This window comes from Aquimarina sp. 433 (assembly GCF_054054605.1).
Window position 1 is genome coordinate 1 of the sequence record NZ_JBSWZK010000007.1, and the last position, 14,977, is coordinate 14,977.

General features: G+C 32.4%; 14 protein-coding genes and 1 pseudogene. 10 read left to right on the forward strand and 5 right to left on the reverse strand.

Annotated features, from left to right (window positions below):
• A pseudogene (locus ACWNT5_RS14735) lies at positions 1-194 on the reverse strand (IS3 family transposase); the annotation flags it as partial.
• A gap of 487 nt (positions 195-681) precedes the next feature.
• On the opposite strand from ACWNT5_RS14735, the gene ACWNT5_RS14740 reads away from it, so the two are divergent.
• The 3 genes from ACWNT5_RS14740 to ACWNT5_RS14750 are packed head-to-tail and all read left to right on the forward strand — an operon-like array spanning position 682 to position 2,612.
• Positions 682-1,521, forward strand: a complete 840-nt coding sequence (locus tag ACWNT5_RS14740) for an alpha/beta fold hydrolase (RefSeq protein WP_456517772.1) — start codon at positions 682-684, stop codon at positions 1,519-1,521.
• Entirely contained in the window at positions 1,514-2,008 is a 495-nt protein-coding gene (locus ACWNT5_RS14745) for an RNA polymerase sigma factor (protein ID WP_456517773.1), read from the forward strand. The genes ACWNT5_RS14740 and ACWNT5_RS14745 overlap by 8 nt, the downstream gene beginning before the upstream one ends.
• Positions 1,998-2,612, forward strand: coding sequence for a hypothetical protein (locus ACWNT5_RS14750; RefSeq protein ID WP_456517774.1), 615 nt, complete (start codon positions 1,998-2,000; stop codon positions 2,610-2,612). Before ACWNT5_RS14745 ends, ACWNT5_RS14750 begins: the two co-directional genes overlap by 11 nt.
• 6 nt (positions 2,613-2,618) lie before the next feature.
• Here ACWNT5_RS14750 and ACWNT5_RS14755 read toward each other — a convergent pair whose 3' ends face one another.
• Positions 2,619-3,701, reverse strand: coding sequence for an acyloxyacyl hydrolase (locus ACWNT5_RS14755; protein ID WP_456517775.1), 1,083 nt, complete (start codon positions 3,699-3,701; stop codon positions 2,619-2,621).
• 112 nt (positions 3,702-3,813) lie between these two features.
• Here ACWNT5_RS14755 and ACWNT5_RS14760 point away from each other — a divergent pair, with 112 nt between their 5' ends.
• The 3 genes from ACWNT5_RS14760 (at position 3,814) to ACWNT5_RS14770 (ending at position 6,945) form a co-directional block, all read left to right on the forward strand.
• The gene (locus tag ACWNT5_RS14760) at positions 3,814-4,545 is read left to right on the forward strand and encodes a DUF5995 family protein (protein ID WP_456517776.1); all 732 of its coding nucleotides are present in this window, start codon (positions 3,814-3,816) and stop codon (positions 4,543-4,545) included.
• Positions 4,546-4,935: 390 nt separating this feature from the next.
• Positions 4,936-5,838, forward strand: a complete 903-nt coding sequence (locus tag ACWNT5_RS14765; RefSeq protein ID WP_456517777.1) for a glycoside hydrolase family 16 protein — start codon at positions 4,936-4,938, stop codon at positions 5,836-5,838.
• A gap of 594 nt (positions 5,839-6,432) precedes the next feature.
• Positions 6,433-6,945 (forward strand): DinB family protein, encoded by a 513-nt coding sequence (locus ACWNT5_RS14770; RefSeq protein WP_456517778.1) that lies wholly within the window; start codon positions 6,433-6,435, stop codon positions 6,943-6,945.
• A gap of 5 nt (positions 6,946-6,950) precedes the next feature.
• On the opposite strand, the gene ACWNT5_RS14775 is transcribed toward ACWNT5_RS14770, so the two are convergent.
• Positions 6,951-7,727 (reverse strand): phosphatase PAP2 family protein, encoded by a 777-nt coding sequence (locus tag ACWNT5_RS14775; protein ID WP_456517779.1) that lies wholly within the window; start codon positions 7,725-7,727, stop codon positions 6,951-6,953.
• A 306-nt stretch (positions 7,728-8,033) separates the two neighbouring features.
• On the opposite strand from ACWNT5_RS14775, the gene guaB reads away from it, so the two are divergent.
• Positions 8,034-9,506 carry an IMP dehydrogenase gene (guaB, locus tag ACWNT5_RS14780; RefSeq protein ID WP_299899004.1) on the forward strand — a complete coding sequence of 491 codons (1,473 nt, stop codon included), beginning with the start codon at positions 8,034-8,036 and terminating at the stop codon, positions 9,504-9,506.
• 79 nt (positions 9,507-9,585) lie between these two features.
• Here the strand turns inward: guaB and ACWNT5_RS14785 are convergent, their stop codons facing one another.
• Together ACWNT5_RS14785 and ACWNT5_RS14790 are read right to left on the reverse strand one after the other, a co-directional pair.
• Positions 9,586-10,092 (reverse strand): OmpH family outer membrane protein, encoded by a 507-nt coding sequence (locus ACWNT5_RS14785; RefSeq protein ID WP_299606857.1) that lies wholly within the window; start codon positions 10,090-10,092, stop codon positions 9,586-9,588.
• A gap of 90 nt (positions 10,093-10,182) precedes the next feature.
• Entirely contained in the window at positions 10,183-10,422 is a 240-nt protein-coding gene (locus ACWNT5_RS14790) for a hypothetical protein (RefSeq protein ID WP_299606859.1), read from the reverse strand.
• Positions 10,423-10,750: 328 nt separating this feature from the next.
• On the opposite strand from ACWNT5_RS14790, the gene ACWNT5_RS14795 reads away from it, so the two are divergent.
• The 3 genes from ACWNT5_RS14795 to ACWNT5_RS14805 are packed head-to-tail and all read left to right on the forward strand — an operon-like array spanning position 10,751 to position 14,976.
• Entirely contained in the window at positions 10,751-12,709 is a 1,959-nt protein-coding gene (locus ACWNT5_RS14795; RefSeq protein ID WP_299606860.1) for a peptidylprolyl isomerase, read from the forward strand.
• Positions 12,666-13,559, forward strand: coding sequence for a peptidyl-prolyl cis-trans isomerase (locus ACWNT5_RS14800; RefSeq protein WP_299606861.1), 894 nt, complete (start codon positions 12,666-12,668; stop codon positions 13,557-13,559). Before ACWNT5_RS14795 ends, ACWNT5_RS14800 begins: the two co-directional genes overlap by 44 nt.
• Positions 13,522-14,976 (forward strand): peptidylprolyl isomerase, encoded by a 1,455-nt coding sequence (locus tag ACWNT5_RS14805; protein ID WP_456517780.1) that lies wholly within the window; start codon positions 13,522-13,524, stop codon positions 14,974-14,976. The genes ACWNT5_RS14800 and ACWNT5_RS14805 overlap by 38 nt, the downstream gene beginning before the upstream one ends.
• Position 14,977 lies beyond the last annotated feature (1 nt).

Consider the following 14,977-nt stretch of genomic DNA (forward strand, 5'->3'; position numbering starts at 1 on the left):
GGTTTACTCCAGTCTAAGGTACCATGTTTTCTCAACCAAACCAAAACAGTACTTCTTCCCTGTATACCATAAGCTTTTTGTGCTTGTTTATAGGTCATTTCGCCTTTTTCTACTTGAGCAACTACTGATAATTTAAAGCCTAAATTATAATCTCGTTGTGTACGCTTCTTCCTTGGTTCTTCTGAATGTGTCATAAATAAGTCTAAATTACGTCAACTTATTTCAGGACGAGACACTTTTATGCATAAAAAAGCCTATCATACTAGATAGGCTTTTTAAATAATTATGCAATTTTTCCAATTTGTTTGCTTTCCCTTATTTCTATATGAGATAAGAAATGTTATCTTCTTATGGCATAGCCACAAGAGGAAGGCAATTCTTTAATAAAATTCATCATAATTTTAAAACTAAATCTAAAGTGCGTGTGTAAAAATCTCATAGTCCTTTCTTTTATTATTAAACGCTCGATGATCTAGATACCCTACCTTTTCTTAAAATAATTGCGTATATAAATAGCCTAATAGAGTAGCGAATTATATAGAAGCTATAACTATTAGATTTAATAGGAGATACCTGTTTAAGAGGGTTTCAAGGTTTTTTTATTAGTACTGATATTTTTTTCGGACTAGGTGTAACAATTAGAAGAGAATTGCATCAAAGAGAAAATTAAAAAAGAAAATCATGAGAAATTTTAAAATCACTTTAGTTCTATGTATGTTAGTTCATATCACATTTAGTCAGGCTCCAGCAATAACGGTTCAGGTATCTGGTTCAGGAGCACCTGTACTGTATTTACCAGGTTTTACAAATCCTGGATCTGTTTGGAAGGAAACAGTATCTAATCTAAAAGGCACTCATGAACATCATTTGATATCTTACGCAGGATTTGATGGAAACGCTCCTATCGAGATGCCTTGGTACCTTACTATTAAGAAAGAGTTAGTTGATTACATAGAGAAAAAACAGTTAAAAAATGTAATTATTATAGGTCATAGTATGGGAGGTAATTTGGCAATTGATATTGCCGCAGCTATTCCAAATGATATAAAAAGTTTAATACTGGTAGATTCTATTCCTTGTATGAGAGAATTGATGATGCCAGGCGTTTCAGTGGATCAAATCCAATATGATAGTCCGTATAATAACCAAATGCTAAACATGAATGAAGATCAGTTTAAGCAAACTGCTACGATGATGGCCCAGAATATGACCAATAAAAAAGATAAAGTTGATGTTTTATTAAATTGGATACTGAGAGCCGACCGAAAAACATACGTATATGGGTATACTGATCTTTTAAAACTGGATTTACGAACGGTGCTAGATAAAGTAACTGCTGAAACATTGATTATTGGGGCAGCTTTCCCAACAATTGAAGTAGCAGAGTCGAACTATAACAAGCAATACGCTACTTTGTCTAATAAAAAAATAGAAATGATAGCAGATAGTAAACACTTTATTATGTTTGATCAGCCAGAAGTATTCTATCAAAAGGTAAATGCATTTTTAGGTAATGAGTAAAAAGCAGCAACTTTTCGAAGATATATACAAAGATTCTTATCCTATGATTTTGCAAATGTGTTTAGGGTACATGAAAGGGGATATGGATTTGGCTAAGGATCTTTCGCAAGAAGTATGTATCAATATTTGGAACTCTTTAGATGATTTTAGAGGAAAGTCTTCCTATAGAACCTGGATATATCGAATTACAGTAAATACCTGTTTACAACATATACGAAAAGAAAAGAAGTCTAAGAAAGTGGCAATTGATCAAATTTTACACGCAATTCCTGCAGAGCCTCATGAAATTGATCCAACCAAAAGCAAGAGTTTATATATAGCTATTGGGAAATTAGTAGAAATAGATCGTTTACTTATTATGATGGTACTGGATGGTCAGGATTATGATAGTATATCAGAAATAATGGGGATCCAACCAACAAACGTTCGAGTAAAGATCCATAGAATTAAAAAAAGATTGAAAAAAATATTAGAACATGGAGAATGAATTTGAAACCTTGCAGAATCAATGGCAAAAAGATAAAAATAGTATCGAAAATGATGTTAAGGAAAATAGGATAGAAGAAGTATTATCAATAATTCGAAAAAAGAAGACTTGGAGTACAAAATTTCATTACGGGAATATTGTGGTACTTTCCATTGTATTGTTAGGGATTACAGCATTTTTCTATTTTGTAGCTCCTGTAGAAAAAGTGCTTAGTAGAATAGGGGTAAGTTTGATGATAGGAGGACTATTGATAAGAATAATTATTGAATTTATCAGTGTATCCAAATCCAAAAAAATAAACATGTTAGATCATGCATTACATGCTACAGAGGATACTATAGCGTTTTATAAGTTTAGGAGAAAAATTCATGGACCCGTAACAATAGTTATCGTAGCGTTGTATACGATTGGTTTTTATATGATTAGTCCAGAGTTTAGTTTGTACTTTGAAAATTGGCAAATGATTTTGATCGACGGTTCATATATAGTTGGAGCTGTTATTTTGATAATTACAATCCGAAAAAACATTAAAAAAGAGATAAGGATATTATCAGAGATCGTTGGTTTAAAAAAGAAAATGATAGATGGAGCTGCTACATCATAAATATTGTTAATTGAGAATGTAAATTAAGCGACCATCCATGTGATCAGCAACTTTTCCATAGGCGATTAAAGATGCTCCCAAGGTCCAACGTTTGGATTTTCCAATACTGTACCAAAAGGAGTATCGCTGATATAGCCAGTTGCCTTGTATGTTTTTTGGACGTGTCAAGTAAAAACCAAAAGATTGTAAAAAGTAAAAGCTACCAATAGAAAATTGATGTCCTGCAGTAATGGCAGAAGAAAAAGCAGAATCATCAATTCCTCTTTGTTTAGCGATTTCTCGATCAGAAAAGTCATACCAAAGCTCCACTCCAGCATTAAGCCCGTTAATGCCTGATAAAGGTTTTAGAATTCCGCCAGTTAATCCGATTAAAAGATGATTAGAAGCCTCAGCTTCTCTATCGGAAGATCTAAGACTTGCAAACGAACCCATATAGTAATCTAGGGAGGTTTCATAAGATCGCAATGATTCGGGTTTTCTTTTTAAAGGAGTGTCATTAATAATTCTATCAATTCCAATAGAAAAGGTTGGGAAATTCATTCCTTTATTAGGTTGTTTTTGCCCTCCATTAGAAATATGATTATAATTAGCTGATAGGTTGATCGCGTACTTATTATTAAGATGATAATTAAGGTTAAGTGATAACGCAAGAAAAAAACTCAAGTTTGTACTAAATAGTACATTTTCAGGATTCGTTTCTTCATCAAAAATGGTATCAAGATAGGTAGCTCCAACCGACCCTCTTAACGAAAAACGTAAAGGTCCTTTATAGGTGAAATAGGGTTCTACAAAGTAAATAAGGTTGTAAGAACTGCCAAGAATATCCGGATTGTTATAATTAAAGTAAGCAAAAGAAAAACCAGATCTGCCATAACAAAAGCAAGTTTTCCATGCTTTGTCACTAGTCTTTAACCAACTATATTCTAATTGAATTCCATATGGGTTGGTTTGTGAAATTGGTTTTAATTCAGGAGAATGAGCAATGATAAAACCATAATGCGATTTTAAACCATAAAAAGTAGGATTAGTCTGTGCATTCATAAAACCATAAATACATAAAATAACTATGGTTGTTATTATCTTTTTCATGGTGAATCAACTAGCTATTAAATTTACTGAAAATTACACGGTATTAAAATCGAATTCTTAAATTTATTGAAATGTTCATGTACCTATAGAACCACAGTAATCTAGCAAAATCTTGAAACCAATACATACTATCGAAGATGTTATCATCAATTTAGATGATATTATAGCAATATCAAAGACAAAAAATGACCCTTTAGGGTATTTTGCAGCATTGTATAGAAGAGTTACTATTAGAGTGAAAGAAGGAATTGAAGCTGGTTTTTTTGATGATGGAGCGAGAATGGAATTATTAGATGTAGTCTTTGCCAAAAGATATATTCATGCTTATTTCTCTTATCTGAGGTTAGAAGAGGTAACCGATTCCTGGAAAATAGCTTTTGAAGTATCCCAAGATTATTGGCCTATTGTAATACAACACTTGCTAGTCGGTATTAATGCGCATATAAATTTGGATTTGGGTATCGCTGCTGCCGAAATTTCTAAGGGGAAAAATATTAATGATCTTAAAGGGGATTTTGATAAAATAAACGAGATCCTATCATCATTAGTTATAGAAGTTGAAAAAGACCTATCAGAAATATGGCCAACGTTTAGAAAAATACTTAAGCTCTTTGGCAATATAGATAATTTTCTAATTGATTTTAGTATGGAGTTGGCTAGAGACGGTGCATGGGAATTTGCTAAGGAATTAGCAATGACTTCTGAAGAAACTTTCGATCAGAGAATTATTTACAGAGACCAAAAAAATAAAAGAGAAAGCATTTATTATTACCAATCCAGGTTGGACTGTTCGAGTGATTTTGGGTATCATGAGAATTGCAGAAAGCGGATCAGTTGCAGATAAAATTCAAAAGTTGATAGCCTGATATAACGAAAATTTTCGTTAGAATCTGTGTGATTTATCTTTCAAAATGAATCGATGAAACACTGATCGTTGGTTTATACTTGTAAAAATTGATAATATTTCGAATTATTTCCCTCAAATCATCTTAAAAGCTTCTTAAGTTTTAATTTTTCATTACCATTTTACCCAAATAATCAACGAAAACGTTTGCGTTTTAAATTTTACTGTGATCCCTTGTGGAATCTAATATGAAGCGAATGTAATACTTTTTTATATTGACAAAAAACAAACGATTTATTTGATGATTTAATATTGTTTAATTTGTTTTGTTAAGGTATTCGTAATTATGTTTCTAATTTAGTTGCATTCTTTTTAACTAAATATCATATTATGAGAACACAAATCAACTTTCTAAACTTTTTGCTCTTACTATTATTTGCGTTTGGTTGTGAGACTGAAGATGAGTTAATCGAAGAAGCTGTAAATACCACAGATGCTACAGAGAATATAATCGAAGGAAAAGCTGGACCTTGGGTAAGACAGTTTACAGATAACTTCAATAGTAATGGAAATTTAAATAAGTGGCAAAGAACGCATAATCGAACGGATTATAATTCTAGTATCTGTCACTACAGGAATTGGAATTCCGAAATTGCAAGCCTAGATGGTAGAAGTTGTCTTCGTCTACAAGCCTATCGAGTAAATAGTAATCGTTATGAGTCTGGACACGTAAAGTCTTATTTCGATTTTCATCCAGGAAATAATCAAGAATATCGATTACGAGCTAGTATTAAGCTCATTGCTAGAGAAGGTAATAATTATAAAGGGTTTGCCGATACTTATGGTGTATGGCCTGCATTTTGGACAGTGAATGAAACCAATTGGCCTACACGTGGAGAAATAGATATTATGGAAGGGTATTCCTTTGGTAATCGCGCAGATTTTGGTAGTAATTTATTTTATGGTAGCAATGTTGGTCAGAACCAACTTGGAACCAATGCCACAAGAGAATACAGTGTCAGTGAAGGGTGGCATACTTACGAACAACGTTGGATTAATAGGAATGGAAACATTACAGTTAAAATCTATGTAGACGGAAGTCTTAAAGCAAACTATACCAATAGTGTAGATAATGATCTTAGATTACAGAATTTTAGAGATCACAATATTATCCTTAATCTAAATGTAGGATCAGATGCAAGATTTGGAATTTTTAATAATTCTCAAATTAATGTTTTCTGGAATACTTACATGTTCGTGGATTATGTAAGATTGGATAGAAGAACAATTTAGCAGTTGTAAAGACTATATATTTTGATGCTTACATGAGCTGTCTCAGATGTATTTTGAGGCAGCTTTTATGTATTCGTCCTTGAGATAGTAGGTTCTGATGTAAGAAAAGCCTAAAAAAGATATACTATTAAATTTTGGATACTTCCACTAGTGTTAGATTTGTACACAATTACATTTTTTTCTTACTCTCTATTCTAACTGGCCCCATATCCAAAAGAGAGTTTTATAGATACCATTTTTAGGCTTTTCGCTATATTTTGATTTTGGCTAATTCAAAAAAATATAACTCTTACTATATGTATCAAAAGTAGTAACTAATAAAATCTGTAAAAAGAGGAAAAAAGCTAATTTTAAAGGGGTATCTTACCCTTTTTTAAAATTCAATTTGTTTCAGGACTATCTATAGAACCAAATATATAAGAGCTTTTTTATGAGTGGATTGTAAATGGAAAGAGTGTACAGGTTTTGAAATATTTCCTATACATTAGACAGGTAATTTTTTACAAAAAAAAGCATGAATCAGAAGAGATTCATTAATGAAGTAATTAGTTAATTTTACAAAGCATACAAACAAATAAATATTTACTAATTATTATGTCTAAGTATCAAGTAATCATTGACGAGTTATATAGAAATCAACAGGTTTTTGAAGCACTTCTTAAAAAAGTTCCTAAGGAAGCATATCTCTGGAAAGATAGACCTAATAGATGGTGTTTATTAGAAATTGTTTGCCATTTATATGACGAAGAACGAGAGGATTTCAGAGCAAGGACTCAACATATATTAGAAACTCCAGAAAATGAATTTGTTCCGATTGATCCAGAAGGATGGGTGCAACAAAGAGATTATATTAATAAAGAATATGATGCTGTATTAAGTGATTTTTTACGGGAACGAAGTATTTCCATTAATTGGCTCAGGTCATTACAAAACCCGAAATGGAATAATGTAACAATTCATCCTGAATTCGGGGAGATGACGGCTTATCAATTTTTAGCAAATTGGCTAGCACATGATTATTTACATCTTAGGCAGATTACAAATCTAAAGCTAGACTACCTTAAGGTAAATACAGAAGAAAATTTTGCCTATGCTGAAGGGATTTAATCTTTTTAAAAAGATTTTGAAAAATAAACCCCAACACCATCACCTGTAAATTGCGGTACCAGAGCCATATCATCTGTTTTCTTAAAAGGATTCCAAGAAAATAAATGTTCATAATGGTAAACTAATCTAGTAGTTAAAATTCCTATACCGGCACCGACTAATACATCAGATAAATAGTGTTTATTATTCATCATTCGTAAACTACCGGTGGTAACAGCAAAAAGGTAACCACTATAAGCTAATAGTGGACTAGAATCTATAAACTCTTCGTATAATACCGCAGCAGATACAAAAGCCATAGAGGTATGTCCTGATGGAAATGAGTTTAATTGCGAAGGATCTCCAGGTCTTGCCTTGTCAACTTCTTTTTTTAGAATGGTGGTAGCAGCACTCGTAACTAAGGTAGAAATTAATAAATTTTTTGTTTGATCAAACCAATGGTTTCTAGCTTCTACACCAAAAATATCTGCAGCATACATCTGAACTATGGGAGCATACCTGGTATAATCATCTATATTCAAATAAAAGTCATCTCCGGTATATCCTCTGATGTCCCTTTGCAATGATTCTTCAAAATCACTTGTCGTTAATAAAAGTCCTGAAGCAATTAAGGTAAAAGGGATGATCCTTTTAGTAAATAAATTTCTTTTTGGTTTATTCTGTTCTACTTGATCGTTAGTAATAGTAAGATCAGCAAGGTCTGCTGTAGGTAATTCCGTAAACTGCGCTTCTGCCGTATGGATACATAGGCATATCAATAGTAGGTATAAACTAATTTTCATAGGCTTTTTTTTGGGGTTAGGTAGCTTTGGGGAAAGCTTTTCTAAATATACTATTTAAATATTAAAATAATGTTAAATAACGACTCTTATACAAACGTTTTTTTTCGAAATTATTGTTTTTACGAAGTGTTAAAATATTTAAATCCAGTGTTTAAGCTGGTTTTGCAGATTTTTAGAGGTATTTAGGTAAATCATTTAGATTGATAAAAAACAACCATGATGCTCAAAGAAATATTTTACATTACCAGTTTTATAGGATTCCTTTAAAAAAGGCTTATATTTGCACGCAATTAAATCTTAATTGCTATGACAGCACACGAATCCAAAATCGTTGGCGAAGGACTTACATATGACGATGTACTTTTAGTCCCTGCCTTTTCGGAAATACTGCCCCGAGAAGTAAATATTCAAACAAAGTTTACTAGAAATATTACGATCAATATTCCAATAGTTTCTGCTGCTATGGATACAGTAACTGAAAGCCGAATGGCCATTGCCATGGCTCAAGAGGGTGGAATTGGAGTGCTTCATAAGAATATGACTATTCAGGAGCAAGCCATGAAAGTTCGTAAGGTGAAAAGAGCAGAAAGTGGAATGATTATAGATCCTGTTACTTTGCCTTTGGATGCTAAAGTTATCGACGCTAAAAATAACATGCGCGAGCATAGTATTGGCGGTATTCCTATTGTAGATGCTGATAATAAGTTATTAGGAATTGTGACCAACAGGGATTTACGTTTTGAAAAAAATGATGAAAGGCCTATTTCTGAGGTGATGACCAGTAAAAACTTGGTTACGGTAGGAGAAGGAACTTCTCTTCAGGAAGCTGAGGTTATCTTGCAGGACAATAAGATAGAAAAATTACCTGTAGTTAATGATGATAATACCTTAGTAGGATTAATCACTTTTAGAGATATTACTAAATTAACATTAAAGCCTATTGCAAATAAAGATGGTTTTGGACGTCTTAGAGTAGCGGCAGCAATTGGAGTAACAGGAGATGCTGTAGAACGTGCGGAAGCATTGGTAAAAGCAGGTGTAGATGCTGTAGTAATAGATACTGCTCATGGCCATACCAAAGGCGTGGTGTCTGTTTTGAAAGATGTAAAAAAGAATTTTCCTGATTTAGATGTAATTGTTGGTAATATAGCTACTGGCGAGGCAGCAAAATATTTAGTAGAGGCTGGTGCCGATGCGGTAAAGGTAGGGATTGGACCAGGGTCAATTTGTACTACTCGAGTGGTAGCAGGTGTTGGATTTCCACAATTTTCTGCTGTGTTAGAAGTGGCTGCAGCAATAAAAGGATCTGGAGTTCCTGTCATTGCAGATGGAGGAATAAGATATACAGGTGATATTCCAAAAGCAATTGCAGCAGGAGCCGATACCGTAATGTTAGGTTCTTTGTTAGCTGGTACTAAAGAATCTCCTGGAGAAACTATTATCTACGAAGGAAGAAAATTCAAGTCGTATCGTGGAATGGGATCTGTAGAAGCGATGAAAAAAGGATCAAAAGATCGTTATTTCCAAGATGTTGAAGATGATATCAAAAAATTAGTTCCAGAAGGAATTGTAGGAAGAGTTGCATATAAAGGGGAACTTTTCGAAAGTATTCACCAATTTGTAGGAGGACTACGCGCTGGTATGGGGTATTGCGGATCTAAGGATATTGAAACGCTGCAGAATACAGGACGTTTTGTGAAAATTACCGCAAGCGGAATTCATGAGAGTCATCCACATGATGTAACGATTACTAAAGAAGCTCCGAATTATAGTAGATAAAAACTTTTTAGAAAAATAATGATAAAAAAAAGGCTTCGATCATCAAAATCGAAGCCTTTTTTTATAGATTTTCAATACACTATTGAATCGGAATACCTAATTTAGTCATTACTGTTTTCGTAAGATCAAACTTTGGATCTACATATGCTAATCCACTACTAGTAATTGTTAATACTTGAGTGTATCCTTCTGCTTTAGCAACTTCTTCCAAAGCCTTACCTATTTTTGTATACAAAGGTTGTAACAATTTGTTTTGTTCTAATTGAACTAGTTGTGCTCCATTTTGACGAAATTTAGCAATATCATTTTCTAAAGCGATAATTTCTTCTTGCTTTGTCTTCTTCATAGGTTCGGTCATAGTAGCCACACCTTCCTGGTACGCCTTTACTTTTGCTTGATATTCATCGGCTTTTACCTTAAGGTCTGCTTCTAATTTAGCATTATATGCCTTTAAATCTTCCTGTACTTTAGTAAGCTCAGGCATTTTAGAAAGAATAAAATCACTATCAATAGTACCTACTTTTGATTGAGCGAATGCCTGAATGCTTATAAATAATAAAAGGACTGGAAATAATATGTTTTTCATTGTGATATTTTTAATTCTTGTTTTTTAAAGTTTTGCAAATATATAAGGTCTAAGGCAATATACGTGCCAAGACAAATATTTTTTAAAAATCTACTTCTGATAAAGCTGTCCACGATGAGGTTTTAGTGCATCTCTGACTTGTTTCATTTCAGAATCAGTAACAACCATGAAAGCGATACTATGAAATTCGTTAATCTCCTGAAAACCTGTGATATTAAGAGAGAGTTTTTCTATAGAAATATATTCCTTTAAATGGATGACATGGTGCTCCGCGGTCTTTTGAGCACTAGGACCTCTAAAATCCCATATAAGTTTTAATTTTCTTTCCAAAAGATAAAAGTTATTGTTTGCTAGTAGATAATTCCGTTACATTTTGTTGCGAAGATACTACATGAATATGAAAATAATTACACTAGAATAGATGAAGTTTCTAGATGGATAAACCATAAGTTTTGGATAAAGAATGAATCAGTTTGGATGTGTATTTTTTGATCGTTATTTTAGTATAATAGTTGAAAGCTACCACGGATATCAGGAATTATTAATTTTTTGAATGGTTTTCATACGATATAAGCATCATATACGTTACTACAAATAGCTTGTAAAACACGTTAATATTGTTATTTTTGTCCGATTGGGGACTTTATTTTTAAGAACTATGCACAAAAAATCTATCATACTTTTTTTAGGAGTAATTTTCAGTACGTTACTATATGGCCAAGAGAAAGATCAAGTACTTCTAACAATTAATAACTCACCGGTCTACAGATCAGAGTTTAAAAGAGTATATCTAAAGAATATCGATTTAGTAAAAGATGAATCCCAAAAAGATGTTGATGAATACTTGGAGTTATTTATCAATTATAAGCTAAAGCTAGAGGAAGCAAGATCCCAAGGTCTTGATAAAAAAGAATCTTATGTCAAAGAATTAGCAGGGTATAAAAAACAGCTCTCAGCAAGTTATTTAACAGATACCAAAGTATCCGATGCGCTGGTAAAAGAAGCTTATGATCGTTTACAACAAAGAGTAAATGCTAGTCATATTCTGGTACAGGTTAGACCAGACGCACTTCCAAAAGATACGTTAGCAGCTTATGAAAAAATAACTGAAGCAAGAAATAAGGTTATAAGCGGTGAAGATTTTAAGAAAGTAGCAGTTGCCTATAGTCAAGATCCTTCGGTTAAGAAAAATGGAGGCGATTTAGGATGGTTTTCTGCATTCCGAATGGTTTATCCTTTTGAAGATGCTGCGTTTACAACAGAAGTAGGAAAGGTGTCTGAGCCTTTTAGAACTCGTTTTGGTTACCATATCGTTAAAGTAAATAATAAGGAAAAATCATTAGGAGAAGTAACGGTTGCTCATATTATGGTCGCATTTAATAAAGATAAAACCGAAGAACAAGCGGCAAAAAGAATTAAAGAAATACAAGCGCAACTAAATGAAAAAGCGTCTTTTGAATCTTTGGCAAAACAATATAGTGATGATCGTAATACTGCAATAAATGGTGGTAAGATCAATAGATTTGGGCAAGGAGCGCTAAATTCAGAGAGTTTCGAAAAGGTTGCTTTTGGTTTAAAAGAAAAAGGAGAATTATCAGAACCTGTAAAAACAAAATATGGTTGGCATATTGTTAAGTTAATAGAGAAACATCCACCTAAGACATTCGAAGAGTTAAAAGGAGAACTTACACAAAGAGTTAAAAAAGATAGCCGATCTAAACTAATTACAGAATCATTTATCAATTCGCTTAAAGAAAAATATGGTTTAGAGAAAAATGAGAAAGCATTAAGCTATTTTAAAAAAATAGTTCCATCCACTATTTTTAATGAAAAATGGAATTTCTCAGAAGATGATGCTAACCTAAAAAAGAACTTGTTTAAAATAGGAGATCAAAATTTTACCTATTTGGATTTTGCGAAGTTTATACAAAATAAAGGTACCCGTAAGTCGAATACGAAAGAAGTAGCCGTTTTAGTAGACAGAATATATGAAGATTATGAATCTGCTATGTTACTTCAATATTATGAAGAGAATTTAGAGCAAGATAATCAGGATTTTGCTAATGTGATTTCTGAATATAGAGATGGGTTATTGTTATTCGACTTAATGGAAACTAAAATATGGAATGCTGCTAAAACCGATTCTCTTGGCTTACAGAAGTATTATGATTCGAGAAAGAACGACTATATCCAGAATGAGAGTTATAAAATAATGAAAGCTTCTTCCGCTAATAAAGAACTCATTACTAAAGTAGAAAAACTCTTGAAAAAAGGAAAAGATGTAAATGTTATCAAAAAAGAAGTAAATACTTCAGAAACCAATAAGGTCTTATTTACCGAACAAATAGTAGAAAAAGATGTAGATGATTTAGCAGGTAAATTTTCTGGAAAATCTGGAGAAATAATAAGTACAACAGAGGATAATTACATTACACTAATTAAAGTTATGGAAGTTATACCATCCAGAATTAAGACTTTCGAAGAAACAAAAGGAAAAGTAATTAATGATTTTCAGGAAGATTTAGAAAAGCAGTGGTTAAATGAATTAAGAGGAAAATATTCAGTAGAGCTAAATGAGAAAACTCTTAAGAAAATTAAAAAAGAACTGTCAATCTAAAATGCGATATCCTTCGATCATCATAATACTTCTAGCCTTTGTGTGTTGTGGTAAAATAGACCACTCCACAAACAGAGAAGTGGTGGCCCGAGTTAATGAAACCTACCTTTATAAAGATGATATAAAAGATCTTGTTCCCAAGGATACTTCAAAAGAAGATAGTACCAATATTATAAATAATTATATCAATATTTGGGCTACAAGACAGTTATTCATAGATCAGTCCAAAAGAAATTTAACAGAGAGTGAATTACAAGAATTCGATAATCTTGTAGAGGACTATAAGAGTACATTATATATTAACGCTTACAAAGATGCTGTCATCAATAAATCTATTAATATGGAGGTTACAGATGATGATATGGCGTCTTATTATTCAGAAAATATAGAAAATTTTGTGCTCAATGAAGAGTTAGTAAAATTACGTTACTTACATTTGCCACCTGATTATAATAATATTGTTGCAACGCAAACACGTTTTAATCGTTTTAATGATGAAGATCGAGATGAATTGCTAGATAAAAAGTTAGAGTTTGTTACATCTTCATTTAATGATTCTATTTGGGTTCAGTTTGATCAGGTATTGAATAAAATACCGGTTCTTAAAAATCAGGATAGGAATAAGATTTTGAAAAACGGTAAATATGTGCAATTGCGCGACTCGTTGGGAGTATATATGATCAAAATGAAAGAAGTGCTTACCAAAAAAGAAACAGCACCTTTAGAATATATAAAACCAACAATACGACAGATTATACTCAATAAAAGAAAGAGGGAGTTGATAAAAAAATTAGAAAAGGACATTACGAAAGATGCTATTAAAAACAAACAATTTGAAATCTATAATTAAAAACGTTATTTGTCTATCAGTACTACTGATGTCAAGTACAAGCATAAAGATTTATTCGCAGGAGATTATTGAAGACGAGAAAAAAGAAGAAATAGCTCAAGAAGATACATCTGATAAGTCTTTTCAGAAAATTAAAATTGATGGTGTGGCTGCCGTTATTGGTGAGTATGTAATATTAGAAAGTGATATCACCATTGCATATCAGCAACTACTAAGTGAAGGAGTATCTGCTGCAGATGTAAGTCGCTGTGAATTAGCTGGAAGTTTATTCGAGAATAAATTGTATGCGCATCATGCAGTGCAAGACAGTGTTATTGTAACTGATGCAGAGGTGAATTCCATGGTAGATCAGCAGTTAAATTATATGACAAGAGAATTAGGTACTCTCGATAAGGTATTGAAGTTCTATAAAAAAGAAAGCGAAGCCGATTTTAGAAAAGAACTTTTTGAAATTAATAAAGGAAATAGATTAGCAGAGCAAATGCGATCTAAGATCGTGGAAGGTATTGAGATTACTCCCGAAGAAGTAAGAGAGTTTTTTGATGAAATTCCAGAAGAAGAAAGACCTTTGTTCGGTACAGAATTAGAGCTTGCGCAGATCGTAATAGAACCACAAATTCCTGATGAAGAAGAACAGAAGGTAATCGACAGATTAAAACAATTTAGAACTGATATTGTAGAAAACGGAAGTAGTTTTGCTACAAAAGCGGTATTATATTCACAAGATCCTGGGTCAAAATCTAAAGGAGGGAAATATACTTTAAATAGACAGACTCCTTTCGCAAAAGAATTTAAGGATGTTGCATTTAGTTTACAAGTAGGAGAAGTGAGTGAACCTTTTAAAACTGATTTTGGTTGGCATATTATCCAGTTAGATAAGATCAGAGGTGAAGAGATTGATGTTAGACATATTTTATTAATACCAGATGTAACCAGAGAAAGTGTAGAAGTAGCTCAGAAATTAGTAGACTCTGTTAGAACAGCAGTAGTATCTGGATCAATTGGCTTTAAAGAAGCTGCAAGAAAATTTAGTGATGAAAAAGAAACGAAAGAAGATGGAGGACAATTATTAAATCCAACAACAGGAGATACTCGTTTTGAACTTACCAAAATTGATCCTATATTGTACGATCAAGTATCAAAACTAAAAACCAATGAGGTTTCATTGGTGATTCCTGATCAAGATCGTCAAGGTCGTAAAAAGTTTAAATTAATAACGGTTTTAAATCGTTATGATGAACATATAGCCGATTATGCTAAGGATTATCTTAAGATTCAAGAATTAGCACTTAGAAAAAAGCAAATTGAAGCCATACGAGAATGGCAGGATGAAAAAATTAATGATACCTACATAAAAATTAATGGCGATTACAGAGACTGTGAGTTTAGCGGTAACTGGTTAAAAAAAGAAAAATAAT